This window comes from Streptomyces sp. CB02400 (assembly GCF_001905725.1).
GTDB classification, from domain to species: Bacteria; Actinomycetota; Actinomycetes; order Streptomycetales; family Streptomycetaceae; genus Streptomyces; species Streptomyces atrovirens.
The window spans coordinates 327,550-354,549 of record NZ_LIWB01000006.1 but is presented as its reverse complement, the minus strand read 5'-3'; the positions used below and the strand labels follow the sequence as shown (position 1 = coordinate 354,549).

General features: G+C 71.4%; 24 protein-coding genes. 1 reads left to right on the top strand and 23 read right to left on the bottom strand.

Going from position 1 to position 27,000, the window contains the following annotated elements:
- Positions 1–6 precede the first annotated feature (6 nt).
- The 14 genes from AMK33_RS17785 to pyrR all read right to left on the bottom strand — a co-directional run bounded on the left by AMK33_RS17785 (position 7) and on the right by pyrR (position 16,785).
- Entirely contained in the window at positions 7–2,154 is a 2,148-nt protein-coding gene (locus AMK33_RS17785; RefSeq protein ID WP_073933800.1) for a primosomal protein N', read from the bottom strand.
- A gap of 325 nt (positions 2,155–2,479) precedes the next feature.
- On the bottom strand, positions 2,480–3,688 hold the full coding sequence (metK, locus tag AMK33_RS17780; RefSeq protein ID WP_073933799.1) for a methionine adenosyltransferase: 1,209 nt from the start codon (positions 3,686–3,688) through the stop codon (positions 2,480–2,482).
- Positions 3,689–3,925: 237 nt separating this feature from the next.
- Positions 3,926–5,128 (bottom strand): bifunctional phosphopantothenoylcysteine decarboxylase/phosphopantothenate--cysteine ligase CoaBC, encoded by a 1,203-nt coding sequence (gene coaBC, locus AMK33_RS17775; RefSeq protein ID WP_073933798.1) that lies wholly within the window; start codon positions 5,126–5,128, stop codon positions 3,926–3,928.
- A 121-nt stretch (positions 5,129–5,249) separates the two neighbouring features.
- Positions 5,250–5,522 (bottom strand): DNA-directed RNA polymerase subunit omega, encoded by a 273-nt coding sequence (rpoZ, locus tag AMK33_RS17770; protein ID WP_004933985.1) that lies wholly within the window; start codon positions 5,520–5,522, stop codon positions 5,250–5,252.
- Between the two features lie 62 nt (positions 5,523–5,584).
- On the bottom strand, positions 5,585–6,142 hold the full coding sequence (gene gmk / locus AMK33_RS17765) for a guanylate kinase (RefSeq protein ID WP_073933797.1): 558 nt from the start codon (positions 6,140–6,142) through the stop codon (positions 5,585–5,587).
- A 60-nt stretch (positions 6,143–6,202) separates the two neighbouring features.
- Positions 6,203–6,526 (bottom strand): integration host factor, encoded by a 324-nt coding sequence (locus AMK33_RS17760; protein WP_003977346.1) that lies wholly within the window; start codon positions 6,524–6,526, stop codon positions 6,203–6,205.
- Positions 6,527–6,782: 256 nt separating this feature from the next.
- Positions 6,783–7,628: an orotidine-5'-phosphate decarboxylase gene (gene pyrF / locus AMK33_RS17755; RefSeq protein WP_073933796.1), complete on the bottom strand. Its 846-nt coding sequence runs from the start codon at positions 7,626–7,628 to the stop codon at positions 6,783–6,785.
- Entirely contained in the window at positions 7,625–8,731 is a 1,107-nt protein-coding gene (locus tag AMK33_RS17750; protein WP_073933795.1) for a quinone-dependent dihydroorotate dehydrogenase, read from the bottom strand. Before AMK33_RS17750 ends, pyrF begins: the two co-directional genes overlap by 4 nt.
- Before the next feature lie 51 nt (positions 8,732–8,782).
- A complete protein-coding gene (carB, locus tag AMK33_RS17745; RefSeq protein WP_073933794.1) occupies positions 8,783–12,091 on the bottom strand; it encodes a carbamoyl-phosphate synthase large subunit in 3,309 nt (1,102 codons plus the stop codon).
- Positions 12,084–13,226: a glutamine-hydrolyzing carbamoyl-phosphate synthase small subunit gene (gene carA / locus AMK33_RS17740; RefSeq protein ID WP_073933793.1), complete on the bottom strand. Its 1,143-nt coding sequence runs from the start codon at positions 13,224–13,226 to the stop codon at positions 12,084–12,086. The genes carB and carA overlap by 8 nt, the downstream gene beginning before the upstream one ends.
- Entirely contained in the window at positions 13,223–13,783 is a 561-nt protein-coding gene (locus AMK33_RS17735; protein WP_073933792.1) for a PH-like domain-containing protein, read from the bottom strand. Before AMK33_RS17735 ends, carA begins: the two co-directional genes overlap by 4 nt.
- Positions 13,780–15,069 (bottom strand): dihydroorotase, encoded by a 1,290-nt coding sequence (locus tag AMK33_RS17730; RefSeq protein WP_073933791.1) that lies wholly within the window; start codon positions 15,067–15,069, stop codon positions 13,780–13,782. Before AMK33_RS17730 ends, AMK33_RS17735 begins: the two co-directional genes overlap by 4 nt.
- Positions 15,070–15,074: 5 nt before the next feature.
- Entirely contained in the window at positions 15,075–16,106 is a 1,032-nt protein-coding gene (locus AMK33_RS17725; RefSeq protein ID WP_073933790.1) for an aspartate carbamoyltransferase catalytic subunit, read from the bottom strand.
- Positions 16,107–16,209: 103 nt separating this feature from the next.
- Positions 16,210–16,785 (bottom strand): bifunctional pyr operon transcriptional regulator/uracil phosphoribosyltransferase PyrR, encoded by a 576-nt coding sequence (pyrR, locus tag AMK33_RS17720; RefSeq protein ID WP_073933789.1) that lies wholly within the window; start codon positions 16,783–16,785, stop codon positions 16,210–16,212.
- A gap of 264 nt (positions 16,786–17,049) precedes the next feature.
- Here pyrR and bldD point away from each other — a divergent pair, with 264 nt between their 5' ends.
- Positions 17,050–17,553, top strand: a complete 504-nt coding sequence (gene bldD, locus AMK33_RS17715) for a transcriptional regulator BldD (protein WP_018570201.1) — start codon at positions 17,050–17,052, stop codon at positions 17,551–17,553.
- Between the two features lie 221 nt (positions 17,554–17,774).
- Here the strand turns inward: bldD and nusB are convergent, their stop codons facing one another.
- From nusB to AMK33_RS17670, 9 genes are all read right to left on the bottom strand, one after another.
- Complete coding sequence (nusB, locus tag AMK33_RS17710) at positions 17,775–18,206, bottom strand: transcription antitermination factor NusB (RefSeq protein ID WP_073933788.1); 432 nt, start codon at positions 18,204–18,206, stop codon at positions 17,775–17,777.
- A gap of 2 nt (positions 18,207–18,208) precedes the next feature.
- Positions 18,209–18,775, bottom strand: a complete 567-nt coding sequence (gene efp, locus AMK33_RS17705) for an elongation factor P (RefSeq protein ID WP_006131211.1) — start codon at positions 18,773–18,775, stop codon at positions 18,209–18,211.
- Positions 18,776–18,845: 70 nt separating this feature from the next.
- Positions 18,846–19,952 carry an aminopeptidase P family protein gene (locus AMK33_RS17700; protein WP_073933787.1) on the bottom strand — a complete coding sequence of 369 codons (1,107 nt, stop codon included), beginning with the start codon at positions 19,950–19,952 and terminating at the stop codon, positions 18,846–18,848.
- A gap of 484 nt (positions 19,953–20,436) precedes the next feature.
- The gene (locus AMK33_RS17695; RefSeq protein ID WP_073933786.1) at positions 20,437–21,306 is read right to left on the bottom strand and encodes a Pro-rich N-terminal domain-containing protein; all 870 of its coding nucleotides are present in this window, start codon (positions 21,304–21,306) and stop codon (positions 20,437–20,439) included.
- Between the two features lie 125 nt (positions 21,307–21,431).
- Entirely contained in the window at positions 21,432–22,526 is a 1,095-nt protein-coding gene (gene aroB / locus AMK33_RS17690; RefSeq protein ID WP_073933785.1) for a 3-dehydroquinate synthase, read from the bottom strand.
- A complete protein-coding gene (locus tag AMK33_RS17685; RefSeq protein ID WP_073933784.1) occupies positions 22,523–23,038 on the bottom strand; it encodes a shikimate kinase in 516 nt (171 codons plus the stop codon). Before AMK33_RS17685 ends, aroB begins: the two co-directional genes overlap by 4 nt.
- A complete protein-coding gene (gene aroC, locus AMK33_RS17680) occupies positions 23,035–24,219 on the bottom strand; it encodes a chorismate synthase (RefSeq protein WP_073933783.1) in 1,185 nt (394 codons plus the stop codon). The genes AMK33_RS17685 and aroC overlap by 4 nt, the downstream gene beginning before the upstream one ends.
- Before the next feature lie 183 nt (positions 24,220–24,402).
- Positions 24,403–24,837: a hypothetical protein gene (locus AMK33_RS17675; RefSeq protein ID WP_073933782.1), complete on the bottom strand. Its 435-nt coding sequence runs from the start codon at positions 24,835–24,837 to the stop codon at positions 24,403–24,405.
- Positions 24,838–24,888: 51 nt separating this feature from the next.
- Positions 24,889–25,749, bottom strand: coding sequence for a shikimate dehydrogenase (locus AMK33_RS17670; protein ID WP_235618120.1), 861 nt, complete (start codon positions 25,747–25,749; stop codon positions 24,889–24,891).
- Between the last annotated feature and the right edge of the window lie 1,251 nt (positions 25,750–27,000).

Below are 27,000 nucleotides of genomic sequence, written 5' to 3'. Positions count from 1 at the left end.
GTGTCCTCAGCCGATGTCCGGGGGGTCGACGCGGACCCACACGGGGGTGTTCCCGCCTCGGGCCATGCGTGCCGCCTGGGCGGACTTCAGCGCGGCGGTCAGCGCGGCGCCGTTGCCGGGAGGCACCCGGACCAGTGCCCGGTCCCAGTGTTCGCCGGGGGGCGGTGCGCCCGGCCGGCGCGGACGGCCCGCCGGGGTGACCGGCAGGGGCACCGGGCCCAGGATCTCCGCACGCGCGGGCAGCTCCACCGCGCGGAGGAAATCGGCCACCGCCTCGCCGGGCCCCGACACCGCCGCCATCCGCGACACCGGCGGGAATCCCAGTTCGCCCCGCTCGGCCAGTTCCCGTACCGCGTGCCCGACCGGGTCCCACCGGACCAGCGCCTGCACGGGCCGCAGGGTCGGCTCGGCGACCACGACCACCGTGCCGCCCTCGGACTGCGGCCGGACCAGCGCCGCCGCGCCGATCCAGCGGCGCAACGCGTCCTCCCCGGCCCGCAGGTCGGGCCGGCCCAGCATGGCCCACCCGTCCAGCAGCAGCGCCGCCGCGTATCCGCCCTCGGCCACCGGTTCCGCGCCGGGAGTGCTCACCACCAGCGCGGGTGTCCCCGGCACCGTGTCCAGCACGTGCTCGCGCCCGGAGGTGCGCACCGGGACCGCGGGGAAGGCGCGGCCCAGCTCCTCGGCGGTCCGCCGCGCCCCGACCACCTGGGCCCGCAGCCGGAACCCGCCGCACTCGGGGCAGTGCCAGCCGCTCTCCTCGCGCCCGCACCACTCGCACCGCAGATCGTCGGACCCCTGTGCCTGCAGCGGCCCGGAGCAGTGCCGGCACCGCGCGGGGGCCCGGCAGTTGGCGCACGCCATCCGCGGCACGTATCCACGGCGGGGCACCTGCACGAGCACCGGCCCGTGCCGCAGCCCCTCCCTGGCGGCCTGCCAGGCGAGGCTCGGCAGCCGCGCCGCGCGGGCGGCCTCGTCGCGCGCGAGGTCCCCGTCCCCCACGGTCCGCACCAGCGGCGCGGCGGCCCGCACCCGCTCCCTCCCGGCGACCAGCGGCCGGGCCCAGCCGGTCTCCACGAGCTGGGCGGCCTCCACGGTGCAGTGCCGGCTGCCCAGCAGGAAGCCGCACCTGTCCTGCGCCGCCCGCAGCAGCAGCACCTCGCGGGCGTGCGGCTGCGGGGCGTGCTGCTCGCTGTGGCTGTCGTCGCCGTCATCCCAGACCGCGACCAGTCCGAGGTCCCGCACCGGCGCGAACATCGCCGCCCGCGTCCCGATGACGGCCCGTACGGAACCCCGCCGCACGGCGAGCCACCGCGCGTACCGCTTCTCCGGCCCGGCGTCGGCGGTGAGGACCGCGTGCCGTCCCTCCCCCAGCAGTTCGGTGAGCGCCGCGTCGGCGCGGGCCACGGCCCTTCCGTCCGGCAGGACGACCAGCGCGCCGCGCCCGGAGGCCAGGGTCGCGGCGACGGCCCGGGCCAGTTCCTCGCTCCACCGCGGCCCCGGCAGCGCGTTCCACACGGCCCGTGGGACGCCTCCCGAGGCCAGCGCCTCCAGGAAGGCGGGCCCCTGCTCGTACCGCTCCCAGGAGCCGGGTACGGGCGCCGAGGGCGGCGGCAGCGGGTCGGGCGAGGGCCACTGCTCGGCGCGGGCGTTGCGCGGCGGTACGGCGAGCTGGAGGACGTCGGCGAGGCTGCCCGCGTACCGGTCGGCGACCGCGCGGGCGAGGCCCAGCAGCTCCTCGTCCAGCACAGGTTCGGGCGAGACCACCTGCGCCAGTGCCGCCAGGGGCCCCGAGTAGTCGGATTCGGCGAGCCGCTCGACGAGGAACCCGTCGATCAGTCCGCCGCCCTCGCGCCGCCCCTCGCGCACCCGGTGCCGTCCGGCCCCGAACCGCACCCGCACCCGCACCCCCGGCTGCGCGTCGGCGTCCAGCTCCGCGGGCACGGCGTAGTCGAAGTAGCGGTCGAGGTGGAGCACGCCCTTGTCGACGAGGACCCGGGCGACGGGCAGCTCCTTGGCGAGCGCGGCGCCGCGCCAGGTGCGCGGTTTGGCCCGGGGGGTCCTGGCCTGGCGCACGCTCTCCCGGATGAGCGCGAGCTGCTCGGGCGGCGCGCCCTCCGCGCCGCCGTCCGACTGTCCGTTCTCGCTGCTCACGCCTGCATTCTTACCAAACGCCACTGACAGCGACGCCGGCCCGAGGTCGAGCCGGGTACGGATCACGAACGCCCGAGGGCGCTTCTGCCTTGGGCCACTCGGTCATACCGGTCCGGGACCGGCAGCAGGATTCGAACCTGCGAGGGTTGTCACCCGGAAGTATCCGTGCCCTTCGCACCGGGCCGTGACGTCGCCGCGCTCACAGCGTAGGGCTCACTCCCGCGGTGTGCGCGGGCATTTACGGCGGAGCGGCTCCGTACGCGCCGAGGCCCGGCGGCCCCTCGGAAGGGACGCCGGGCCTCGGGGAGACACGGGGTGGCCGGGCCTACAGCCCCGCCGCCTTGCGCAGGGCGTCCACGCGGTCGGTGCGCTCCCAGGTGAAGTCGGGCAGCTCGCGGCCGAAGTGACCGTAGGCGGCGGTCTGGGCGTAGATCGGGCGCAGCAGGTCGAGGTCGCGGATGATCGCGGCCGGGCGGAGGTCGAAGACCTCGTCGATCGCCTTCTCGATCTTCTCGGTCTCGACCTTGGCGGTGCCGAAGGTCTCGACGAACAGGCCGACCGGCTCGGCCTTGCCGATCGCGTACGCCACCTGGACCTCGCAGCGGGCGGCCAGACCGGCGGCGACCACGTTCTTGGCGACCCAGCGCATCGCGTACGCGGCCGAGCGGTCCACCTTGGACGGGTCCTTGCCGGAGAAGGCACCGCCGCCGTGCCGGGCCATGCCGCCGTAGGTGTCGATGATGATCTTGCGGCCGGTCAGGCCGGCGTCACCCATCGGGCCGCCGATCTCGAAACGGCCGGTCGGGTTCACCAGCAGCCGGTACTTCTCCGTGTCGAGCTTGATGCCCTCGTCCAGCAGCGCCTTCAGCTCCGGCTCCACGACGAACTCGCGGATGTCGGGGGCCAGCAGCGACTCCAGGTCGATGTCCGAGGCGTGCTGCGAGGAGACGACGACCGTGTCCAGACGGACCGCCTTGTCACCGTCGTACTCGATGGTGACCTGCGTCTTGCCGTCCGGGCGCAGGTAGGGGATCGTGCCGTTCTTGCGCACGTCGGACAGGCGCTTGGACAGGCGGTGCGCCAGGAAGACCGGCAGCGGCATCAGCGTCGGCGTCTCGTCCGTCGCGTAGCCGAACATCAGACCCTGGTCGCCCGCGCCCTGCCGGTCCAGCTCGTCCTCGTCACCCTCGACACGGGCCTCGTAGGCGGCGTCGACACCCTGCGCGATGTCCGGGGACTGCGCGCCGATCGACACCGACACGCCGCACGAGGCACCGTCGAAGCCCTTCTTCGAGGAGTCGTAGCCGATCTCCAGGATCTTGTTGCGCACCAGCGTCGCGATGTCCGCGTACGTCTTGGTGGTGACCTCGCCGGCCACGTGCACCAGGCCGGTCGTGATCAGGGTCTCGACGGCGACCCGGGAGGACGGGTCCTCACGCAGGAGCGCGTCGAGGATGGTGTCGCTGATCTGGTCAGCGATCTTGTCGGGGTGACCCTCGGTCACGGACTCCGAGGTGAACAGACGACGGGACACAACGCTCCCTGGGGTTGCAGCGGCTGCTGGCTGATCATTGGCGGACGGCGGGGGCTGCACCCGACGCCGTCCGTGGAACAGTTTATCGGTCGCGCTTCGCCACGGGTCCCCCCGTCTCGTCTCGCGAGAGCGCTGTGACCTGCGGCACGGGCATTCTGCCCATGCCGAGCGAGGTTGGCCAGAGGCGCCACGCCCCGAAGGACGAGGTTTCGGGAACCGGACGACGAAATGAATCACTCATCCGAGGCGTTCGGCCACCAGGTCCCATACGGTTTCGGCCAGGGCTTCCTTCGGGCCGTGAGCGACGGGGGTCTCGCTGCCGTCGGTGCCCAGCACCACGGCCTCGTTCTCCTCGGAGCCGAAGGTCTTGCGCTCCCCCACCTCGTTCACCACCAGCAGATCGCAGCCCTTGCGCTTCAGCTTGGCACGGCCGTTGGCGAGCACGTCGTCGGTCTCGGCGGCGAAGCCGACGATCACCTGCCCGGCGCGCGCCCGGTCGCCGGAGATCTCGGCGAGGATGTCCGGATTCCGTACCAGGGTGATGGGCTCGGGCTCCCGGTCGTCCTTCTTCTTGATCTTGCCGGTGGCGTAGGCGGCCGGCCGGAAGTCGGCGACGGCCGCGGCCATCACCACGGCGTCCGCGTCGGCGGCGGCGCCGAGGACGGCCTCGCGCAGCTCCACGGCGGTCCCGACCCGGACGAGGTCCACGCCCGCCGGGTCGGGCAGGGCGGTGTTGGCCGCGATCAGTGTGACGCGGGCGCCGCGGGCGGCGGCGGTGCGGGCGAGGGCGTAGCCCTGCTTGCCGGAGGAGCGGTTGCCGAGGAAGCGGACGGGGTCGAGGGGCTCGCGGGTGCCTCCGGCGCTGACGACGACGTGCCGGCCCTTGAGGTCGGGCTCGGTGACGCCGCGGGCCAGCACCCGGCGGCAGACCTCGAAGATCTCGCCCGGGTCGGGCAGCCGGCCCTTGCCGGTGTCGACGCCGGTGAGACGGCCGACGGCCGGTTCGATCACGACGGCGCCGCGGCGGCGCAGGGTGGCCACGTTCTCCTGGGTGGCCGGGTGCTCCCACATCTCGGTGTGCATGGCGGGGGCGAAGACCACCGGGCAGCGGGCGGTGAGCAGGGTGTTGGTGAGGAGGTCGTCGGCCAGGCCGTGGGCCGCCTTGGCCAGCATGTCCGCGGTGGCGGGGGCGACGACCACCAGGTCGGCGTGCTGCCCGATGCGGACGTGGGGGACCTCGTGGACGTCGTCCCAGACCTCGGTGGAGACCGGGTTGCCGGAGAGCGCGGACCACGTGGCGGCGCCGACGAAGTGCAGCGCGGAGGCGGTGGGGACGACCCGGACGTCGTGTCCCGACTCCGTCAGCCGCCTGAGCAGCTCACAGGCCTTGTACGCGGCGATGCCGCCGCTGACCCCCAGAACGACCTTCGGCTTGTCCACCGTCTCTCCCCGGACCTCGGAAATGTGCGACCACCCCCATGAGACACCACAGGCCCGGCAACGTGCTGCCGGGCCTGTGGAAAAGTCAGCTGCAATCAGCTGATACGACTTACCGACCGATTTACTGACCGGGGCCTTCGACGGCCTCGGAGGTCAGCAGTCCCGCGTTGATCTCGCGCAGGGCGATCGAGAGCGGCTTCTCGTGGACGTGGGTGTCGACGAGGGGACCGACGTACTCGAGCAGGCCCTCACCGAGCTGCGAGTAGTACGCGTTGATCTGGCGGGCCCGCTTGGCCGCGTAGATCACGAGGCTGTACTTCGAGTCCGTGGCCTCGAGGAGCTCGTCGATCGGCGGGTTGATGATGCCCTCGGGCGCGGAGATGGAAGAGGACACGCTCTACCTTCCGATGGATGGGAAAGATTCAGTCGGCGCGACCGGTGAACGATTGCTCACGATCACACGACGTTCATCAAGGCTAGCAGCTCGCGGGCCACGTCCTCGACGGAGGTGTTGACCAGGGTGGTGTCGAACTCCGGCTCGGCGGCCAGTTCGGTCTTCGCGGCCTCCAGCCGGCGCTCGATGACCTCGGGCGACTCGGTGCCCCGGCCCGTGAGCCTGCGCACGAGCTCCTCCCAGGAGGGAGGAGCCAGGAACACCAGCCGGCCCTCGGCCATGGACTCACGGACCTGCCGCGCGCCCTGGAGGTCGATCTCCAGCAGCACGGGCACACCCGCCTCCAGGTGCTCCAGCACCGCCGCGCGGGGAGTGCCGTAGCGGTTGCCCGCGAACTCGGCCCACTCCAGCAGCTCGCCGTTGGCGATCAGCTTGTCCATCTCCTCGTCGGTGACGAAGAAGTAGTGGACTCCGTGCTGCTCCCCGGGGCGGGGCGCCCGGGTCGTCGCCGACACCGAGAGCCAGACCTCGGGGTGTTCCTTGCGCATATGGGCGACGACCGTGCTCTTGCCGACCCCGGAGGGGCCGGAGAGCACGGTCAGCCGCGGACGTTCAGTCATGCAGCGATTATTCCAGCAATCACGGGATGTCCGGGACGCCGGTCCCGGACTGCCCCGCGCTCAGGAGCCGGTGCTGCCGAACTCGCGCTCCAGGGAGGCGATCTGGTTGGACCCGAGACCACGCACGCGGCGGCTCTCGGAGATGCCCAGTCGCTCCATGATCTGCTTGGCGCGGACCTTGCCCACGCCCGGCAGGGACTCCAGCAGGGCGGAGACCTTCATCTTGCCGATGACGTCGTTCTCCTGGCCCTGCTTGATGACCTCGTGAAGGGAGGCGCCGGAGTGCTTGAGTCGATTCTTGACCTCGGCCCGCTCCCGGCGAGCCGCGGCGGCCTTTTCGAGCGCGGCTGCGCGCTGTTCAGGGGTAAGGGGCGGAAGAGCCACGCCTACGTCACCTCGGATGTCGAACTGTCGGATACGGACCGGTGAGGAACCTAGTCGCCCCACACCTGGGGAGTCACGAGCGACACCGTCGCCCGTTCACTCTCCGTCGGAGACTAGCGGCCAACTCCGCCGGAGTCAGCGAGAACTGCGGAAAAGTCCTGGTCAGCCTCCGTCAGGCCGGACATTTAAGACATAATCCCCTGGATTTGAGGATGTATCCAGAGTCCGACGACCACGGATTCCCTCGTCGGCCGGTTCAGGCCGGCGCCACGGCGGCCCTGATCTCCTCCGCGAACCGCTCCGCGGCGTCACGCAGAGCGACCGTGTCGGGACCGTGGCGCAACACTCCCCGGCTGACGTTCGGCACCACGTTGCGCACCGCGCCGCCGAAGACCGCCGGGAGATCGGCCGCCGTGGCCCCCTGCGCGCCGATACCGGGCGCGAGGATCGGCCCGCCCATGTCCAGGTCGTACGAGGAGAGGTCGCCGAGCGTCGCGCCGACCACCGCGCCGAAGGACCCGAGCGGCTCCTCGCCGGCGTTCTCGACGGCCAGGTGCCCGAGCACGGTCGCCCCGACGGTGCGCCCGTCGGCACGGATCGCGTGCTGGACCTCGCCGCCCTCCGGGTTGGACGTCAGCGCCAGCACGAACAGCCCGGTGCCGGTCTCCCGGGCCAGCGCGACGGCCGGGCTGAGCGAGCCGTAGCCGAGGTACGGCGAGACGGTGAGCGCGTCGGAGAACAGGGGCGCGTCCTTGTGCAGGAAGGACTCGGCGTAGGCGGCCATGGTGGAGCCGATGTCGCCGCGCTTGGCGTCCATGACGACCAGCGCGCCGGCCGCCCGCGCCTCCTGGACCGTCTGCTCCAGGACGGCGACACCGCGCGAGCCGAAGCGCTCGAAGAAGGCGCTCTGCGGCTTGAGCACGGCGACCCGGTCGGCGACCGCCTCGACCACCGTGCGGCTGAACCGCTCCAAACCCGTCACGTCGTCGTTCAGGCCCCACTCGACGAGCAGGGAGGCGTGCGGGTCGATGCCCACGCACAGCGGGCCGCGCTCGTCCATCGCGCGGCGCAGCCGCGCGCCGAAGGGTTCCAGACCGGTCATACCGTCGTCCTCACGTCGGCGCCCACCGCGTCGGCGAGCGTGGCGTACGGGCTGGTGCGCAGCCGCGCGGCGAGCCCCTTGTGCATGGCGCGGCCCCAGAAGGGGCCTTCGTAGATGAACGCGCTGTACCCCTGGACCAGCGTGGCACCGGCCAGGATGCGCTGCCAGGCGTCCTCGGCGTTCTCCACGCCGCCGACGCCGACCAGGGTGATCCGGTCGCCCACGCGCGCGTAGAGGCGGCGCAGCACCTCCAGGGAGCGTGCCTTGAGGGGGGCGCCGGAGAGGCCGCCGGTCTCCTGGACGAGGGCGGGCGAGGACGTCAGGCCGAGTCCCTCGCGGGCGATGGTGGTGTTGGTGGCGATGATGCCGTCCAGGCCGAGTTCCACGGCGAGGTCGGCGACCGCGTCGACGTCCTCGTCGGCGAGGTCGGGGGCGATCTTCACCAGCAGCGGCACCCGGCGGGCGGGCACCGTACGGTCGGCGGCCTCGCGGACGGCGGCGAGCAGCGGGCGCAGGTGGTCCACGGCCTGCAGGTCGCGCAGTCCCGGGGTGTTCGGGGAGGAGACGTTGACGACCAGGTAGTCGGCGTACGGCGCCAGCCGCTCGGCGGACTTCACGTAGTCGGCGACGGCCTCGTCCTCCGGTACGACCTTGGTCTTGCCGATGTTGACGCCGACGACCGTCCTGAAGACGGGCGTACGGGAGGCCAGGCGCGCGGCGACGGCGAGCGAGCCCTCGTTGTTGAAGCCCATGCGGTTGATCAGGGCCCGGTCGGCGACCAGGCGGAACAGCCGCTTCCTGGGGTTGCCGGGCTGCGGTTCCCCGGTCACCGTGCCGATCTCGACGTGGTCGAAGCCGAGCATCGCCATGCCGTCGATCCCGACGGCGTTCTTGTCGAAGCCGGCGGCGAGGCCGAAGGGGCTGTGCAGACGCAGCCCGAGGGCCTCGGTGCGCAGCTCCTTGTGGCGGGGGGCGAGCACGGCGGCGACGAAGGTGCGCAAGCCGGGGACGCGCGCGACGAGACGGATCCAGCGGAAGGCCAGGTGGTGGGCCTGCTCCGGGTCCATCCGCTTGAAGAGCAGAGTGAAGAGAATCTTGTACATGGTGTCCTCATGAAGAGGGGGACACCGTTTCCGGTGTCCCCCTGGGGGCTGCTAGTCGCGGGCCGCGGTCAGATGTTCCGCGTGTTCCTGGAGTGAGCGGACGCCCACGTCGCCGCGGTTGAGCGCGTCGATGCCCTGGACCGCGGCGGCGAGCGCCTGGACCGTCGTCAGGCACGGCACGGACCGGGCCACCGCCGCCGTACGGATGTCGTAGCCGTCGAGGCGGCCGCCGGTGCCGTACGGGGTGTTGACGATGAGGTCGACCTCGCCGTCGTGGATGAGCTGGACGATGGTCTTCTCGCCGTTCGGGCCGGTGCCCTCGGACTGCTTGCGCACGACCGTGGCGTTGATGCCGTTGCGCCTGAGGACCTCGGCGGTGCCGGAGGTGGCCATCAGCTCGAAGCCGTGGGCGACCAGCTCGCGGGCCGGGAAGATCATCGAGCGCTTGTCGCGGTTGGCGACCGAGATGAACGCGCGTCCCTTGGTCGGCAGCGGGCCGTACGCACCCGCCTGCGACTTGGCGTACGCCGTGCCGAAGACGGAGTCGATGCCCATGACCTCGCCGGTGGAGCGCATCTCCGGGCCGAGGACGGTGTCGACACCGCGGCCGTGGATGTCCCGGAAGCGGGACCACGGCATCACGGCCTCCTTGACGGAGATCGGCGCGTCCAGCGGCAGCTCGCCGCCGTCGCCGTTCGCCGGGAGCAGGCCCTCGGCGCGCAGCTCGGCGACGGTCGCGCCCAGCGAGATCCGCGCGGCGGCCTTCGCCAGCGGCACCGCGGTCGCCTTCGAGGTGAAGGGGACGGTGCGCGAGGCGCGCGGGTTGGCCTCCAGGACGTACAGGATGTCCCCGGCCAGCGCGAACTGGATGTTGATCAGACCGCGCACGCCGACACCGCGCGCGATGGCCTCCGTGGAGGCGCGCAGCCGCTTGATGTCGAAGCCGCCGAGCGTGATCGGGGGCAGGGCGCACGCCGAGTCGCCGGAGTGGATGCCGGCCTCCTCGATGTGCTCCATGACGCCGCCGAGGTAGAGCTCCTCGCCGTCGTACAGGGCGTCCACGTCGATCTCTATGGCGTCGTCGAGGAAGCGGTCGACGAGCACCGGCCGGGAGGGGCTGATCTCGGTCGACTCGGCGATGTAGGACTCCAGCCGGGTCTCGTCGTAGACGATCTCCATGCCGCGTCCGCCGAGCACGTAGGACGGGCGGACGAGGACCGGGTAGCCGATCTCGTCGGCGATGGCCTTGGCCTCGGCGAAGGTGGTGGCGGTGCCGTGCTTGGGGGCCGGCAGTCCGGCCTCCTTGAGGACCCGGCCGAAGGCGCCGCGGTCCTCGGCGGCGTGGATGGCCTCCGGGGAGGTGCCGACGATCGGCACGCCGTTGTCCTTCAGCGCCTGTGACAGGCCGAGCGGGGTCTGGCCGCCGAGCTGGACGACGACGCCCGCGACCGGTCCGGCCTGCTGCTCGGCGTGGACGATCTCCAGGACGTCCTCCAGGGTGAGCGGCTCGAAGTAGAGCCGGTCGGAGGTGTCGTAGTCGGTGGAGACGGTCTCCGGGTTGCAGTTGACCATCACGGTCTCGTAGCCGGCGTCGCTCAGCGCGAAGGAGGCGTGGACGCAGGAGTAGTCGAACTCGATGCCCTGGCCGATCCGGTTCGGGCCGGAGCCCAGGATGATCACCGCGGGCTTCTCGCGGGGCGCGACCTCGGTCTCCTCGTCGTAGGAGGAGTAGAAGTACGGCGTCTTCGCGGCGAACTCGGCGGCGCAGGTGTCGACCGTCTTGTAGACCGGGCGGACGCCGAGCGCGTGCCGCACCTCGCGGACGACGTCCTCGCGCAGGCCCCGGATCTCGGCGATCTGCTGGTCGGAGAAGCCGTGCCGCTTGGCCTCGGCGAGCAGGTCGGCGGTCAGCTCGGGGGCGGCGGCCAGCTCGTCGGCGGTCTCCTTGATGAGGAAGAGCTGGTCGACGAACCAGGGGTCGATCTTCGTGTACTCGAAGACCTCCTCGGGCGTGGCGCCCGCGCGGATGGCCTGCATGACGGCGTTGATGCGGCCGTCGGTGGGCCGGACGGCCTCCTCCAGCAGCGCCTTCTTGTCGCCGGGCTCGCCGACGAAGGTGAACTGGCTGCCCTTCTTCTCCAGCGAGCGCAGCGCCTTCTGGAAGGCCTCGGTGAAGTTGCGGCCGATGGCCATGGCCTCGCCGACCGACTTCATGGTGGTGGTGAGGGTGGAGTCGGCGCTCGGGAACTTCTCGAAGGCGAACCGGGGAGCCTTGACGACCACGTAGTCGAGCGTCGGCTCGAAGGAGGCCGGGGTCTCCTGGGTGATGTCGTTCGGGATCTCGTCGAGGGTGTAGCCGACGGCGAGCTTCGCGGCGATCTTGGCGATGGGGAAGCCGGTCGCCTTGGAGGCCAGCGCGGACGAACGCGACACGCGCGGGTTCATCTCGATGACGATGACGCGGCCGTCGACCGGGTTCACCGCGAACTGGATGTTGCAGCCGCCGGTGTCGACGCCGACCTCGCGGATGATCGCGATACCGACGTCGCGCAGCACCTGGTACTCGCGGTCGGTCAGCGTCATCGCGGGCGCGACGGTGATCGAGTCACCGGTGTGCACGCCCATGGGGTCGAAGTTCTCGATGGAGCAGACGACCACGACGTTGTCGTTCTTGTCGCGCATCAGCTCCAGCTCGTACTCCTTCCAGCCGAGGATGGACTCCTCCAGGAGCACCTCGGTGGTCGGCGAGAGGGTGAGGCCCTGCCCTGCGATGCGGCGCAGCTCCTCCTCGTCGTGGGCGAAGCCGGAACCGGCGCCGCCCATGGTGAAGGAGGGGCGGACGACGACCGGGTAGCCACCGAGCGTGTCGACACCGGCGAGGACGTCGTCCATGGAGTGGCAGATCACCGAGCGGGCGGACTCGCCGTGCCCGATCTTCTTGCGGACCTCCTCGACGACCTCCTTGAACAGGTCGCGGTCCTCGCCCTTGTTGATGGCCTCGACATTGGCGCCGATCAGCTCGACGCCGTACTTCTCCAGGACGCCGTTGTCGTGCAGCGAGATGGCGGTGTTGAGGGCCGTCTGGCCGCCCAGGGTGGGCAGCAGCGCGTCGGGCTGCTCCTTGGCGATGATCTTCTCGACGAACTCGGGGGTGATCGGCTCGACGTAGGTGGCGTCGGCGATCTCCGGGTCGGTCATGATCGTCGCCGGGTTGGAGTTGACGAGGACGACCCGCAGGCCCTCGGCCTTGAGGACGCGGCACGCCTGGGTGCCGGAGTAGTCGAACTCGGCGGCCTGGCCGATGACGATCGGGCCGGAGCCGATGACCAGGACGGACTGGATATCGGTGCGCTTAGGCACGCTGGCCCTCCATCAGGGAAACGAAGCGGTCGAACAGGTAGGCGGCGTCGTGCGGGCCCGCTGCCGCTTCGGGGTGGTACTGGACGCTGAAGGCCGGGCGGTCGAGCAGCTGGAGGCCCTCCACCACGTTGTCGTTCAGGCAGACGTGGGACACCTCGGCACGGCCGAACGGGGTCTCGGAGACCTTGTCCAGCGGGGCGTCGACGGCGAAGCCGTGGTTGTGCGCGGTGACCTCGACCTTGCCGGTCGTACGGTCCTGCACCGGCTGGTTGATGCCGCGGTGGCCGTACTTCAGCTTGAAGGTGCCGAAGCCGAGGGCGCGGCCCAGGATCTGGTTGCCGAAGCAGATGCCGAAGAGCGGGGTGCCGCGCTCCAGGACGCCCCGCATCACGGAGACGGGGTGGTCGGCGGTGGCGGGGTCGCCGGGGCCGTTGGAGAAGAACACGCCGTCCGGGTTCACCGCGTAGACGTCGTCCACGGTCGCGGTGGCCGGCAGGACGTGCACCTCGATGCCGCGCTCGGCCATGCGCTGCGGGGTCATGCCCTTGATGCCGAGGTCGACGGCGGCGACGGTGAACTTCTTGTCGCCGATCGCGGGGACGACGTACGGCTCGGTGGTGGCGACCTCGGCGGACAGGTCGGCGCCCTTCATCTGGGGCGCCTCCTGGACGCGGGCCAGCAGCGCGGCGTCGTCGCGCACGGCGTCGCCGCTGAAGATGCCGACGCGCATGGCGCCGCGCTCGCGCAGGTGGCGGGTGAGCGCGCGGGTGTCGATGCCGCTGATGCCGACGACGCCCTGCGCGGCGAGCTCCTCGTCCAGCGAGCGCCGGGAGCGCCAGTTGGAGGGCGTGCGCGCGGGGTCGCGTACGACGTAGCCGGAGACCCAGATCCGCCGGGACTCGGCGTCCTCGTCGTTGACGCCGGTGTTGCCGACGTGCGGGGCGGTCATCACCACGACCTGGCGGTGGTACGACGGGTCGGTGAGGGTCTCCTGGTAGCCGGTCATGCCGGTGGAGAACACCGCTTCGCCGAAGGTCTCCCCCACCGCCCCGTAGGCACGGCCGCGGAAGATCCGGCCGTCCTCCAGGACGAGTACGGCGGGAACCTTGGTGGTTCCCCTGGTGGAGGTTGTCATCGTGCGCCTTCCGTCTTGTTGATCATCTGGTTCAATGCCTCGGTCCATTGGTTGTGCTCGGCCGCGTGGTCGGAGCGGAAGCCGGAGTCGATCTGCCGCTCGCCGTGCGCCCAGGTCACGATCAGCAGGCCGCCCTCGGTGAGGACCTTGCCGGCGATGCCCTTGTCGAGCCGTGCCCCGCGCAGCGCGTGGGCCGGGACGAAGAAGTCGTTCGCCCCGGGGCGTACGACGTCCAGTCCGGCGTCCGTCAGCGTGAGCTCGGCCCGGCTGCGGGTGCCCAGGCCGTGCGCCACGATGCGGTCGAGCCACTGACCGGCGGTGGTGGAGCCGTGGTAGCGGCCGCTCATCGTCAGTTTCGCCGGGCCGGGGTCGTCCGGCACGGCGGGCAGCTCGGGCAGGTCGCCCTGGAGCGTGCCCCGCCACTTCCAGCCCTCGCGCATCAGCCAGTAGACGAGCGCCACGAAGAGGGCGAGTCCGACGACCCAGCCGATCCGGGCGGCCCAGTCGGTCACTTCCGCCGATTCCTTCTCGGCGGCCAGCAGGAGTACAGGTGTCACGTGAGCTTCCCGTCGACGAGCGTGGCCTTGCCCCGGAGCCAGGTGTGCGTGACACGGCCCGGCAGCTCGCGGCCCTCGTACGGGGTGTTGCGGCTGCGCGAGGCGAAGCCCGCGGGGTCCACAGGGCCACGGTATGCCGAGTCGACGAGGGTGAGGTTGGCGGGCTCACCTGCCGAGACGGGACGGCCGTGGCCCTCGGCCTGTCCGATGCGCGCGGGCGTGAAGGACATGCGGTCGGCGACGCCGGCCCAGTCCAGCAGACCCGTGTCGACCATGGTCTCCTGCACCACTGACAACGCGGTCTCCAGGCCGACCATGCCCATGGCGGCGGCGGCCCACTCGCAGTCCTTGTCCTCCTGCGGGTGCGGGGCGTGGTCGGTGGCGACGATGTCGATCGTGCCGTCGGCGAGCGCCTCGCGCAGCGCCATCACGTCGCGCTCGGTGCGCAGCGGCGGGTTGACCTTGTAGACCGGGTTGTACGACCGGACCAGCTCGTCGGTGAGGAGGAGGTGGTGCGGGGTGACCTCGGCGGTGACGCGGATGCCGCGGGACTTGGCCCAGCGGACGATCTCGACGGATCCGGCGGTCGACAGGTGGCAGATGTGGACGCGGGAGCCGACGTGCTCGGCGAGCAGCACGTCCCGCGCGATGATCGACTCCTCGGCGACGGCGGGCCAGCCGCCGAGGCCCAGCTCGGCGGAGACGACGCCCTCGTTCATCTCGGCGCCCTCGGTGAGGCGGGGCTCCTGCGCGTGCTGGGCGACGACGCCGCCGAAGGCCTTCACGTACTCCAGGGCGCGGCGCATGATCACGGCGTCGTGGACGCACTTGCCGTCGTCGGAGAAGACGGTGACGCCGGCCGCGGACTCGTGCATGGCGCCCAGCTCGGCGAGCTTCTGCCCCTCCAGGCCGACGGTGACGGCGCCGATGGGCTGCACGTCGCAGTAGCCGGACTCCTGGCCGAGCCGCCAGACCTGCTCGACGACGCCGGCGGTGTCGGCGACCGGGAAGGTGTTGGCCATGGCGAAGACGCTGGTGTAGCCGCCGCTCGCCGCCGCGCGGGTGCCGGTCAGGACGGTCTCGGAGTCCTCGCGGCCGGGCTCGCGCAGGTGGGTGTGCAGGTCGACCAGGCCGGGCAGCAGGATCTTGCCGGTGGCCTCGACGACCCGGGTGACGTCGGCGTCCCACAGCTCGGGCCCCACCTCGGCGATGGTCCCGCCGTCGATCAGCACGTCCTGCGACTCGCCGCCGAGCACCTTCGCACCGCGGATCAGGGTCTTGCTCATCGTTCTCACTTCTCCTCGGTGGTGCGGAGTTCAGAGGTGGGCGCGGAGCGCCTCGTTGTCAGGGTGGTGGTGGGTGACGGGTGGGCGACGGCGGGCTCGTTGCCGCCCAGGAGCAGGTACAGGACGGCCATCCGGATGGAGACGCCGTTGGTGACCTGTTCGATCACGGTGCAGCGGTCGGAGTCCGCGACGTCGGCGGTGATCTCCATGCCGCGGACCATCGGGCCGGGGTGCATCACGATGGCGTGCTCGGGCATCCGCGCCATGCGGTCGCCGTCGAGGCCGTAGCGGCGCGAGTACTCCCGCTCGGTGGGGAAGAACGCGGCGTTCATCCGCTCGCGCTGGACGCGCAGCATCATGACCGCGTCGGACTTGGTCAGCGTCGAGTCGAGGTCGTACGACACCTCGCAGGGCCAGGTGTCGACGCCGACCGGGAGCAGGGTCGGCGGGGCGACGAGGGTGACCTCGGCGCCGAGCGTGTGCAGCAGGTCGACGTTGGAGCGGGCGACCCTGCTGTGCAGGACGTCGCCGACGATCGTGATGCGGCGTCCCGAGAGGTCCTGTCCGAGTCCGGCGTCCCGGCCGACCAGGCGGCGCCGCATGGTGAAGGCGTCGAGGAGGGCCTGGGTGGGGTGCTGGTGGGTGCCGTCGCCCGCGTTGATGACGGCGGCGTCGATCCAGCCGGAGGTGGCCAGGCGGTACGGGGCTCCGGAGGCGCCGTGCCGGATGACCACGGCGTCGACGCCCATGGCCTCCAGGGTCTGGGCGGTGTCCTTCAGGGACTCGCCCTTGGAGACGCTGGAGCCCTTGGCGGTGAAGTTGATGACGTCCGCGGAGAGCCGCTTCTCGGCGGCCTCGAAGGAGATGCGGGTGCGGGTGGAGTCCTCGAAGAAGAGGTTGACCACGGTCCGGCCGCGCAGGGTCGGGAGTTTCTTGATCGGCCGGTCGGCGACCCGGGCCATCTCCTCGGCGGTGTCGAGGATCAGGACGGCGTCGTCGCGGGTGAGGTCGGCGGCCGAGATGAGATGACGCTGCATCTGTCAGGCTCCGTAAGGCAGTTCAATGAGGCGAAATCGGGCAGACGGGTACGCGCGTGGGCGTGCCGGGCCGGCGCACGCGGTCGGCGTGCGCTCCGCGGTGCTACTGGGCGGTCTGCTTGGCGCCGAGCAGCACGGTGTCACGACCGTCCTCCTCGGCGAGCAGGACCTTGACCGTCTCCCGCAGCGACGTGGGGAGGTTCTTGCCGACGTAGTCGGCGCGGATGGGCAGTTCGCGGTGGCCGCGGTCGACGAGGACGGCGAGCTGCACCGCGCGGGGGCGCCCGATGTCGTTCAGCGCGTCGAGGGCGGCGCGGATGGTGCGGCCTGAGAAGAGCACGTCGTCGACGAGGACGACCAGTCGGCCGTCGATGCCGTCACCGGGGATCTCGGTGCGGGCCAGCGCACGCGGCGGGTGCATGCGCAGGTCGTCGCGGTACATGGTGATGTCCAGCGAGCCGACCGGGACCTTGCGCTCGGTGATCTGCTCGAGCTTGGCGGCGAGCCGCTGGGCGAGGAAGACGCCTCGGGTCGGGATGCCGAGGAGCACCACGTCGTCGGCGCCCTTGGCGCGTTCGACGATCTCGTGGGCGATGCGGGTCAGTACCCGCGCGATGTCGGGGCCCTCGAGAACGGGCCGCGCATCGGACTGCGTGTCCTGCGTGTTCTGCTTGTCCATGTGAAACGGACCTCCTTCTCCGCCTCACGGGACGGACATTAAAGGACGTCGGATTGCGTCGCTCAGGCTATCAGGTCGGGATCCGCGCGGAGCGACACCCCCGATCACCCCAATGGCGTAACCGATCTTCGCTACCACGGAAGAGTCGGTGTGGACCATTCGGCTTGACGCACGAGAGTAACGCTGCGTAACCTCACAGTGAGTTACCAGCCGCGCGGCATGGAAATCAGCCAGAGTCGCGTCGACACAGTGCCGGGGAGCTATATGTCCAGCGAATACGCCAAACAGCTCGGGGCCAAGCTCCGGGCGATCCGCACCCAGCAGGGCCTTTCCCTCCACGGTGTCGAGGAGAAGTCCCAGGGCCGCTGGAAGGCGGTCGTGGTCGGTTCGTACGAGCGCGGCGACCGCGCCGTGACCGTGCAGCGCCTCGCGGAGCTGGCGGACTTCTACGGCGTTCCGGTGCAGGAGCTGCTGCCGGGTACGACCCCGGGCGGCGCCGCCGAGCCGCCGCCGAAGCTGGTCCTGGACCTGGAGCGGCTGGCCACGGTGCCGGCCGAGAAGGCGGGCCCGCTGCAGCGCTACGCGGCGACGATCCAGTCGCAGCGCGGTGACTACAACGGCAAGGTGCTCTCGATCCGCCAGGACGACCTGCGCACCCTCGCCGTCATCTACGACCAGTCGCCCTCGGTCCTCACCGAGCAGCTGATCAGCTGGGGCGTCCTGGACGCGGACGCGCGCCGCGCGGTGGCCTCCCACGAGGAGGCGTAACCGCTCCGCGGGGACGCAGAAACGTGCCGCCGGGGTGGCCCGAACCTCATGGGTTCGGGCCACCCCGGCGGCTTTGTTGTACGCGCGTGAGGGCAGCGCCCCCGAAGGGGCGCGGGGCCGTATCGACATGCGGCTGCGCCGCGCGGGCGCGATCAGCCACAGACGACGCGCAGCCGCCGCATTGCCGCACCCCTACGGCGCACAGGCACAAGAACGCCGGGTTACGCCTCGCGGCGAAGCGACGGCTTCAGTTCCTTGAGCCGACCGAGGAGCCCGTTCACGAAGGAGGGCGACTCGTCCGTCGAGAACTCCTTCGCCAACTGCACCATCTCGTCGAGCACAACCGCGTCCGGCGTCTCGTCGACCCAGATCAACTCGTACGCGCCGAGACGAAGAATGCTGCGGTCGACGACCGGCATCCGGTCGATCGTCCAGCCGACCGAGTACTGGGCGATCAGCTCGTCGATGCGCTTCGCGTGCTCCGCGTAGCCCTCGACGAGCTGCATCGTGTACTCACTCACCGGCGGCTGCCGGGTGTCGGACCGGGCGTGCCGGACCCAGTCGGCGAGGACGGTCAGGACCTCGGCGCCGCGCTGGTCACCCTCGAAGATGATCTGGAAGGCGCGTTTGCGGGCCGTGTTGCGGGCAGCCACGGTTAGCTGTTCACCCGGCCGAGGTAGTCGCTGGTGCGGGTGTCGACCTTGATCTTCTCACCGGTGGTGATGAAGAGCGGGACCTGGATCTGGTGACCGGTCTCCAGCGTGGCCGGCTTGGTGCCGCCGGTGGAGCGGTCGCCCTGGACGCCCGGCTCGGTCTCCTGGATCGTCAGCTCGACGGCGGCCGGGAGCTCGACGAAGAGCACCTCGCCCTCGTGCTGCGCGACGGTGGCGGTGAAGCCCTCGACGAGGAAGTTGGCGGCGTCGCCGACGGCCTTGCGGTCGACCATGAGCTGGTCGTAGGTCTCCATGTCCATGAAGACGAAGTAGTCGCCGTCCATGTAGGAGAACTGCATGTCGCGCTTGTCGACGGTGGCCGTTTCGACCTTGACGCCGGCGTTGAAGGTCTTGTCGACGACCTTGCCGGAGAGCACGTTCTTGAGCTTGGTGCGCACGAAGGCCGGGCCCTTGCCGGGCTTGACGTGCTGGAACTCGACGACGGACCAGAGCTGGCCGCCTTCGAGCTTGAGCACCATGCCGTTCTTGAGGTCGTTCGTGGAAGCCACGGTTGCGGAATCTCCTGGACTGGACTGACGTGGACGACGGCCGGGGCGTGCGCCTGCGCCCAACGCGGGGCTAGAGCGCGAGCAGCTCCTTGGTCGTGATGGTGAGTAGCTCGGGTCCGCCGTCCGCCTCGGGGCGTACGACGAGCGTGTCATCGATCCGGACCCCGCCCCGGCCCGGGAGGTGGACCCCCGGTTCGACGGTGACCGGCACACAAGCGTCCAGTTTACCCATGGCCGCGGGGGTCAATTGAGGGTCCTCGTCGATTTCCAGTCCGACGCCGTGGCCGGTGAGTACGGGGAGGGCCTCGGCGTACCCGGCGGAGTCCAGCACCTGGCGGGCGGCTCGGTCCACGTCGCGGCAGGCCGCGCCGGGGACGAGGGACTCGCGTCCCGCTCTCTGGGCGGAGAAGACGAGGTCGTAGAGCTCGATCTGCCAGTCCGCCGGGGCCGTGCCGATGACGAACGTACGGCCGATCTCGCAGCGGTAGCCGCGGTAGGTGGCGCCGAGGCAGACGGAGAGGAAGTCGCCCTCCTCGACGCGGCGGTCGGTGGGGCGGTGTCCGGGGCGGCCTGCGTTCGGGCCGGTGGCGACGGAGGTGGGGAAGGCGGGGCCGTCGGCGCCGTGGTCGACCAGGCGGCGCTCGAGTTCGAGGGCGAGGTGGCGTTCGGTGCGGCCTACGAGGATGGACTCCAGGAGTTCGCCGAGGGCCTGGTCGGTGATCTCCGCGCCGATGCGGAGGCAGGAGATCTCTTCCTCGTCCTTGACGATGCGGAGCTGTTCGACGGCGCAGCCGATGCCGGCGAGGCGGAGGCGGGGGGCGGTGTCGTGGATCGCGCGGTGGCGGGTCACGGTGAGGTGGTGTTCCTCGACGGCGAGGGAGTCGACGCCCTGGCCGACGGCGAGGTCGGCGGCGGCGAGGGCGGCGTCGCCGCCGATGCCGGGGACGACGTGTACGCGCAGGGATTCGTCGGGGTGGTTCTGGGGGGAGCGGTCGTCGGGTGGGCCTGCGCATACCAGCAGGTCCTCGGTCCTGCCCAGCAGCAGCACGGCGCCTTCGGGGGCGGTGCCGGCGAGGTAGCGCACGTTTGCGGGCCGGGACACCAGCGCCGCCGCGCTGCCGCCCGCGTTGCAGCATTCCCGTAGCCGGGTGCGGCGGACCGCGTAGACCTCTGACATTCTTCGAGCGTAGGAGTGGTGGCTGGATGTCGCCGGTCGAGCGGGGCCGAGTGGGGGTGCGTCGTGGGGTCGGGGGTGTGGTGGTGCGGTGAGTCCGCCGCAGTCGGGCCCGTGCCGTGCTGCCACGGTGAGCCGGGGTGGGGACCGGGTAAGCGGCGGCCTCCACCGCACCACCACACCCCACTCCCGTGCATCGGCGCCCGCGGGAGCGTCCTACCCAGCAGTGTCCTACCCAGCAGCGCCCTACCCAGCTACGGGCAGTTCCGCCGGTCCAGCTGCGGGCAGTCGTGCCGCTGGGGCGGCACCCCGTAAACGCGGGCAAGCCACACCCCGCCCCGGACACCACCGGCTGGCGGGCAGTTCCGCCGGTCCAGCTGCGGGCAGTCGGGCCGCTGGGGCGGCACGGGTCGGCGCGGCGGCACCCCGCGAGCGCGGGCAAGCCACACCTCGCCCCGGTCGGCTGCTGCGGCAAGGGGGCCCGCGTTCACCACTGCGGAGGGCTCGCTATCGCGCGGGCCAGGACGTCGTCCAGGATGCGGGCCGTTTCCGGTATGTCCAGCTGGGAGTTGTCGATGATGGGGAGACCCGAGCCGTACCAGCCGGCCATGCGGCCGTGGATACGGGCCACCTCCTCGTCGGTGAGACGGCGGTTGCCGGAGCGTTCCGCGTTGCGTTCCAGGACGATGTCCAGGCCGGGGAGGAGGACCACCGGGAGCAGGCCGGGGCCCACGTGCCGCTTCCAGCCGCCGAGGCCGACGACCGGCCGGTCGGGGAAGACGGCGTCGTCGAGGATGCACGAGATGCCGTTGGCGAGGAAGTTGCGGGCGGCGAAGCCGCAGGTGCGGCGGGCCAGGCGGTACTGCGCCTCCGAGTGGTCGTTCCACCCGGACTGCGGGTCGGCGAACCCGGAGCGGACCCACTCGCGTACGTCGTCGAGGCTGATGTGGGCGGTCGGCACCCGGCGGTGGTCCGCCCAGTACTTGGCCACGCTCGTCTTGCCGGCGCCCGCGGGGCCTATGAGCAGCACGGCGATGATCGTGCCGGCCGGGTCGGGTGCCGCGGGGGCCTGCGGCGGGCTGGGCATGGCGACCGGGCCGCCGGGCGGCAGCGGCACGTGGCCGGTGGTGTCCGGCGGCGGGGGCATCGAGGCGTGCCGCGGGCCCGCGGGGGGCGGGGTGGGGCCGGGCGGAGGCGCGGGGTAGCCCGGTGCCGGAGGAGGCACGGGCACGGGGGCGGGACCCTGGTGCGCTCCCGGGTGCTGGCCCGGGTGGTGTGCGGCCGGTGACCAGCCGACGGCCGGTCCGTGCCCCGGCTGATGGGGCGGCGGCAGCGGAGAACCCACTGCGTGCTGCATCCGGTGCCACTCCGTCTCGTACAGGCGATGGGGCGCTGACAGCGGGGGTGACCCGCGTGCTACCGAACGGTACCGCCCCCTGCCGTCGTTGTGTGAACGGCCGGGGGCGGTGATGAGTGCCCGGGCTACTCCCCGACCTCGCCGTACGCGGCGAGGAGGACGGCCGGGTCCGGGCCTTCGAACACCGTGGGCTTGGCGAGGCCGTCGAGGACGATGAAGCGCAGCAGGTCGCCGCGGGACTTCTTGTCGACCTTCATGTTCTCCAGCAGCTTGGGCCACTGGTCGTAGCGGTAGTGCAGGGGAAGTCCGACCGATTCGAGGACCGTGCGGTGGCGGTCCGCGGTGGCGTCGTCCAAGCGGCCCGCGAGGCGGCCCAGTTCGGCGGCGAAGTGCATGCCGACGGACACCGCCGCACCGTGGCGCCACTTGTAGCGCTCGTTCTTCTCGATGGCGTGGCCGAGGGTGTGGCCGTAGTTCAGGATCTCGCGCAGACCCGATTCCTTCAGGTCGGACGAGACGACCTCGGCCTTGACCCGGATCGAGCGCTCGATCAGTTCCGCGGTGTGCGGGCCGGACGGGGTGCGGGCGGCCTGGGGGTCGGACTCGATGAGGTCCAGGATCACCGGGTCGGCGATGAAGCCGGCCTTGATGACCTCGGCGAGTCCGGAGACGTAGTCGTTGACCGGGAGGGAGTCCAGGGCGGCCAGGTCGCACAGGACGCCGGCGGGCGGGTGGAAGGCCCCGACGAGGTTCTTGCCCTCGGCGGTGTTGATGCCGGTCTTGCCGCCCACGGCCGCGTCCACCATGGCCAGGACGGTGGTCGGGACGGCGATCCAGCGGACCCCGCGCAGCCAGGTCGCGGCCACGAAGCCGGCCAGGTCCGTCGTGGCGCCGCCGCCCACGCCGACGATGACGTCGGTGCGGGTGAAGCCGGACTGGCCCAGCGCCTTCCAGCAGTAGGCGGCGACCTCGGCGGTCTTGGCCTCCTCCGCGTTGGGCACCTGGATGGCGACCGCCTCGTAGCCCTGCTCGGCCAGGTCGGCGCGGAGCGCGTCGCCGGTCTCGGCGAGGGCTTCGGGGTGCACGATCGCGACTCGCTTGGCCCGGGTGCCGATCAATCCGCCCAGCTCGCCGAGGAGCTGACGGCCCACCAGGACCTCGTACGGGTCGGTGCCCGCCGTGCCGCCGATGGCGATCCGCGTCACTGCCTCGCTGCTCATGCGTCCTTCAACTCCAGTGCGTTCAGGGCCGCCTCGGTGACTTCCTCGGGCGTGCGGCCGTCGGTCGGTACGACGGCCGTGGCGGCCTCCTCGTACAGGTGCCGGCGGGCCTCCATCAGCTCGCGCCACTGCTTGCGCGGGTTGACCGCGAGGAGCGGGCGGGCGGCGTTGAGGCCGGTGCGTTTGACGGCCTCCTCGACGTCCATCGAGAGGTAGACGACCCGCTGTCCGGCGAGCAGTGCGCGTGTGTCCGGGTCGAGGATCGCACCGCCGCCGAGTGCCAGGACACCCTGGTGCTCGGTGAGTGCCGCGCGTACCGCGCGCTTCTCGATGGCGCGGAAGGCGGGCTCGCCCTCGTCGACGAAGATGTCGGCGATGGTGCGGCCCTCGGCGGTGACGATGTCGTCGTCGGTGTCGCGGTAGGCGACGCCCAGCCGCTCGGCGAGCAGCTGTCCCACGGTGGACTTGCCCACGCCCATCGGGCCGACCAGCACGATGACCGGTGCGCTCATCGGATGGCCAGGTTCTCGAGGTACGACGTCACGTTGCGGCGGGTCTCGGTGACGCTGTCGCCGCCGAACTTCTCCGCGACCGCGTCCGCGAGGACCAGGGCGACCATGGCCTCGGCGACGATGCCGGCGGCCGGCACGGCGCAGACGTCGGAGCGCTGGTGGTGGGCGGCGGTCTCCTCGCCGGTGACGACGTCCACGGTCTTCAGGGCGCGCGGCACGGTCGCGATGGGCTTCATCGCCGCGCGTACGCGCAGCAGCTCACCGGTGGTCAGTCCGCCCTCGGTGCCGCCGGAGCGGCCCGAGGCGCGCTTGATGCCGTCGGGGGTGGCGAGGATCTCGTCGTGCGCCTTGGAGCCGGGGACGCGGGCGAGGTCGAAGCCGTCGCCGACCTCGACGCCCTTGATCGCCTGGATGCCCATGAGGGCGGCGGCCAGGCGTGCGTCCAGACGGCGGTCCCAGTGGACGTGGGAGCCGAGGCCGACCGGGACGCCGTACGCCAGCACCTCGACCACGCCGCCGAGGGTGTCGCCGTCCTTGTGGGCCTGGTCGATCTCCGCGACCATCGCCTTCGAGGCGTCCGCGTCCAGGCAGCGCACCGGGTCCTCGTCCAGCCGCTGCACGTCGGCGGGGGTCGGGTGGACGCCGTACGGCGCCTTCGCCGCGGCCAGCTCGACGACGTGGCTGACGATCTCGATGCCGGCCGTCTCCTTCAGGTACGACCGTGCCACCGCGCCCAGCGCCACGCGGGCGGCGGTCTCACGGGCGGAGGCGCGCTCCAGGATCGGCCGGGCCTCGTCGAAGCCGTACTTCTGCATGCCGGCCAGGTCGGCGTGGCCGGGGCGGGGGCGGGTCAGCGGGGCGTTGCGCGCCAGGCCGGCCAGCACTTCCGGGTCGACCGGGTCGGCCGCCATGACCTGCTCCCACTTCGGCCACTCGGTGTTGCCCACCATGACCGCGACCGGGGAGCCGAGGGTCAGACCGTGCCGGACGCCGCCGAGGAAGGTGACCTCGTCGCGCTCGAACTTCATCCGGGCGCCGCGACCGTAGCCCAGCCGCCGCCTCGCGAGGTGGTCCGCCACCATGTCCGTGGTGATCGGTACGCCGGCGGGAAGGCCCTCCAGCGTCGCCACGAGTGCGGGACCGTGCGACTCCCCCGCGGTCAGCCAGCGCAACCTGCTCAACGGTGCTCCTCAATGCTCGCGCCCCGGTACTGCCCTGCGTACACGTGTCCTCGTGTACGGCTGTGGCGTGACGGGGTGCGCGGCCCCGGTCCGCCACCTCCGATCCTCCCACGTCCGGGCCGGGTGTCCGGCCGCCGGTCCATCAGGCGGACGGGCGGGATCACGGGCCGGGCGGTGGAGGGATCAGGCCGGGCCGCCCTCGCCCTGACGGGGCTGGGGTGCGTAGGCGCCGAGGAATTCGGCCCCGCTCGGCTGCGGGGCATGGGCACCCGGGTGGCCGGCGCCGCTGCCCTGCCGCTGCGGCGCGTACTGGCCCAGGTAATCCGCCCCGCTCGGCTGCTGAAGGGCCTGCGGCGCGGGTCGGGTCCGCTGCGGCGCGTACTGGCCCAGGTAGTCCGCGCCGCTGCCCTGGCCGTACTGGGCCGCCGCGTGGGTCGGCTGACCGTTGCGGACGGCGCGGCGGTGCGCGATCTTGCGCTTGATCTTGACGACCCAGGACGCGACGACGGCGAGCACGATCAGGGCCAGCACCGTGATCTGCACCCAGTCGGGCAGGAAGCCCAGCACGGACTCGAATATCTGGGACTTCACCGACGCCAGCGGCATGCCTGCGGACATGGAACGCGTTCCCCTCCCCTGTTCCGCCCCCTGCGGAACCGAGGATGGATCCTAGCGGGCCGCGAGAGCCCGCTCGCCCGCTTTTCGCATGGCGTCCAACGGGGCCGGTGAACGCCCCGTCATCTGCTCCACCTGGAGCACCGCCTGGTGCACCAGCAGGTCCAGCCCGCTGACCACGGCACCCCCGCACGCCGACCAGCGGGCGGCGAGGACGGTCGGCCACGGATCGTAGAGCACGTCGAAGAGGGCCGTCGGACGCTCCGGGACGGCCCTGGCGAGGGTGTCCGTGACGCCGGCCGGAGTGGTGCTGACGACCAGCGGGGCACGCAGGGCCTGCTCGGCGTCGTCCCAGGCGGCGATGCGGACCGTGACGTCGAGCCGCTCGGCCCATTCCCGCATCTCCGCCGCACGGGTCTCGCTGCGGACGTGGACGGTGACCTCGCCCGAGCAGATCCGGGCCAGTGCGGCCAGCGCGGAGGAGGCGGTGGCGCCCGCGCCGATGATGGCGGCGGACTCCACCTTGTCGATGCCGTGCTCGCGCAGGGCGGCGACCATTCCGGGGATGTCGGTGTTGTCGCCGGTCCGGCGGCCGTCCGGCGTGAGGACGACCGTGTTGACCGCCTCGACGGACGTCGCGGTCTCGCTGACCGAGTCGAGCAGCGGGATCACCGCCCGCTTCAGCGGCATGGTCAGCGACAGCCCCGCCCACTCGGTGCCGAGCGTGTCGAAGAAGCCGGGCAGGGACTTCTCGTCGACCTCGAAACGGTCGTACGTCCAGCCCTCCAGGCCCAGCTCGGCGTAGGCGGTGCGGTGCAGCACCGGGGAGAGGGAGTGGGCAATGGGCGAACCGAGCACAGCAGCCCGGCTTCTCTGGGCGTTCACGGTCGTCATCACACCGTTCACTGTGCTCATGAGTTGATCTCTGACATGACCAAAGTATCTCAGCCGGGCTCTATGAGCTTGTTCTTCATGGACCGGCCAGGTGGAGGAGCGGGGTGTCGGTCTTCGGGAGGGCCCGTCGGACGCCGAACCGGGCACCACGCGTTTCCGGCCGTCGTCCTGGCCCTGGCAGGGTGCACGGTCCCGGCCGGCGCGGAGCCCCCGGCCACGGTCTCGAAGTGGACCGCCGACGCTCCGCCCGCAGTGCTGGCCACTCTCGGCGACCCGAGCCCGGGCCTACGGCACGGACCGGTGGCCCCGGCCGGGGCCACCGTGCGCCGTGCTCTCCGGCGCATCGACGGCGACACACCGGACGCGGCCGTGGGCACCTGTCTCACACAGCACGACCGCACAGCCACCGGGCCAAACACTCCCGGCATCCGGCCAAGTCCCGCGCTCGCCGTTCCGACGGCACGCAGGTTTACCCACTGTCCGCGATGAGCGAGGGCCGTGGCCGCTGTCGCGACGGAAGGCGCCGCCGGGCGACAGGTCCCGGGCCGCCGCCGGACACATCGTCTGAACGACGCCGCCCTGGCGCAGCCCCGGCGGCGGTCCCGGTGCGGGTGGAGATCCGCTGGTCTAGCAGAACCTTCGCCGACCGCAGCGCGATGGCCGGGTGTCCCGTGCCTTCCGAGTCGCACAGGGTTCCGGTGTCCGCCGCATCGCGTACGTTCCCGGCCCCTCCAACGGCCCGGCCTGCGCCGAACCGCTGGAAGATACGGCACTCATACGCCCCAACGTGGCCACTGCCCCATACAAGAAGGGGCCCATCGCGCGACTAGCTCACCCAGCAGGTCTTACTGTTCAGTGATTTATCGCCTTCGAAATTGGCAACCTGGATTCCGATTGCCCACAGGCCACCCGTATCCCGGGCCGTCGTGTACCAGGCGGTGCCGCTGCCGGCGCCACCGTAATGAGCACGCCACCCGTAGTAAATGGGTTCACCCGCATAGTTCTGTGAAACGAACCTGATCCGCGGGTGATGTCCGTCGCTCTGCGTGTCATTAACGGAAAGGCCGATGCTGATGGTGTTCTTGGTACCTACGGTCCAACCACTGTAATCGAGGGTTCCTTGGGCGCCGAGAGTGTTGCAGTCTATGGAACCCGACCCTTGGACAGCGGCTGAGGCTCCACCGGAGGCACCGAAAGCAACAGCGAATGTAAGACCCAGGGTAGCTATGACCGAACGCTTCCGCACAACGACTCCCCTTCTCTTTGCTAATT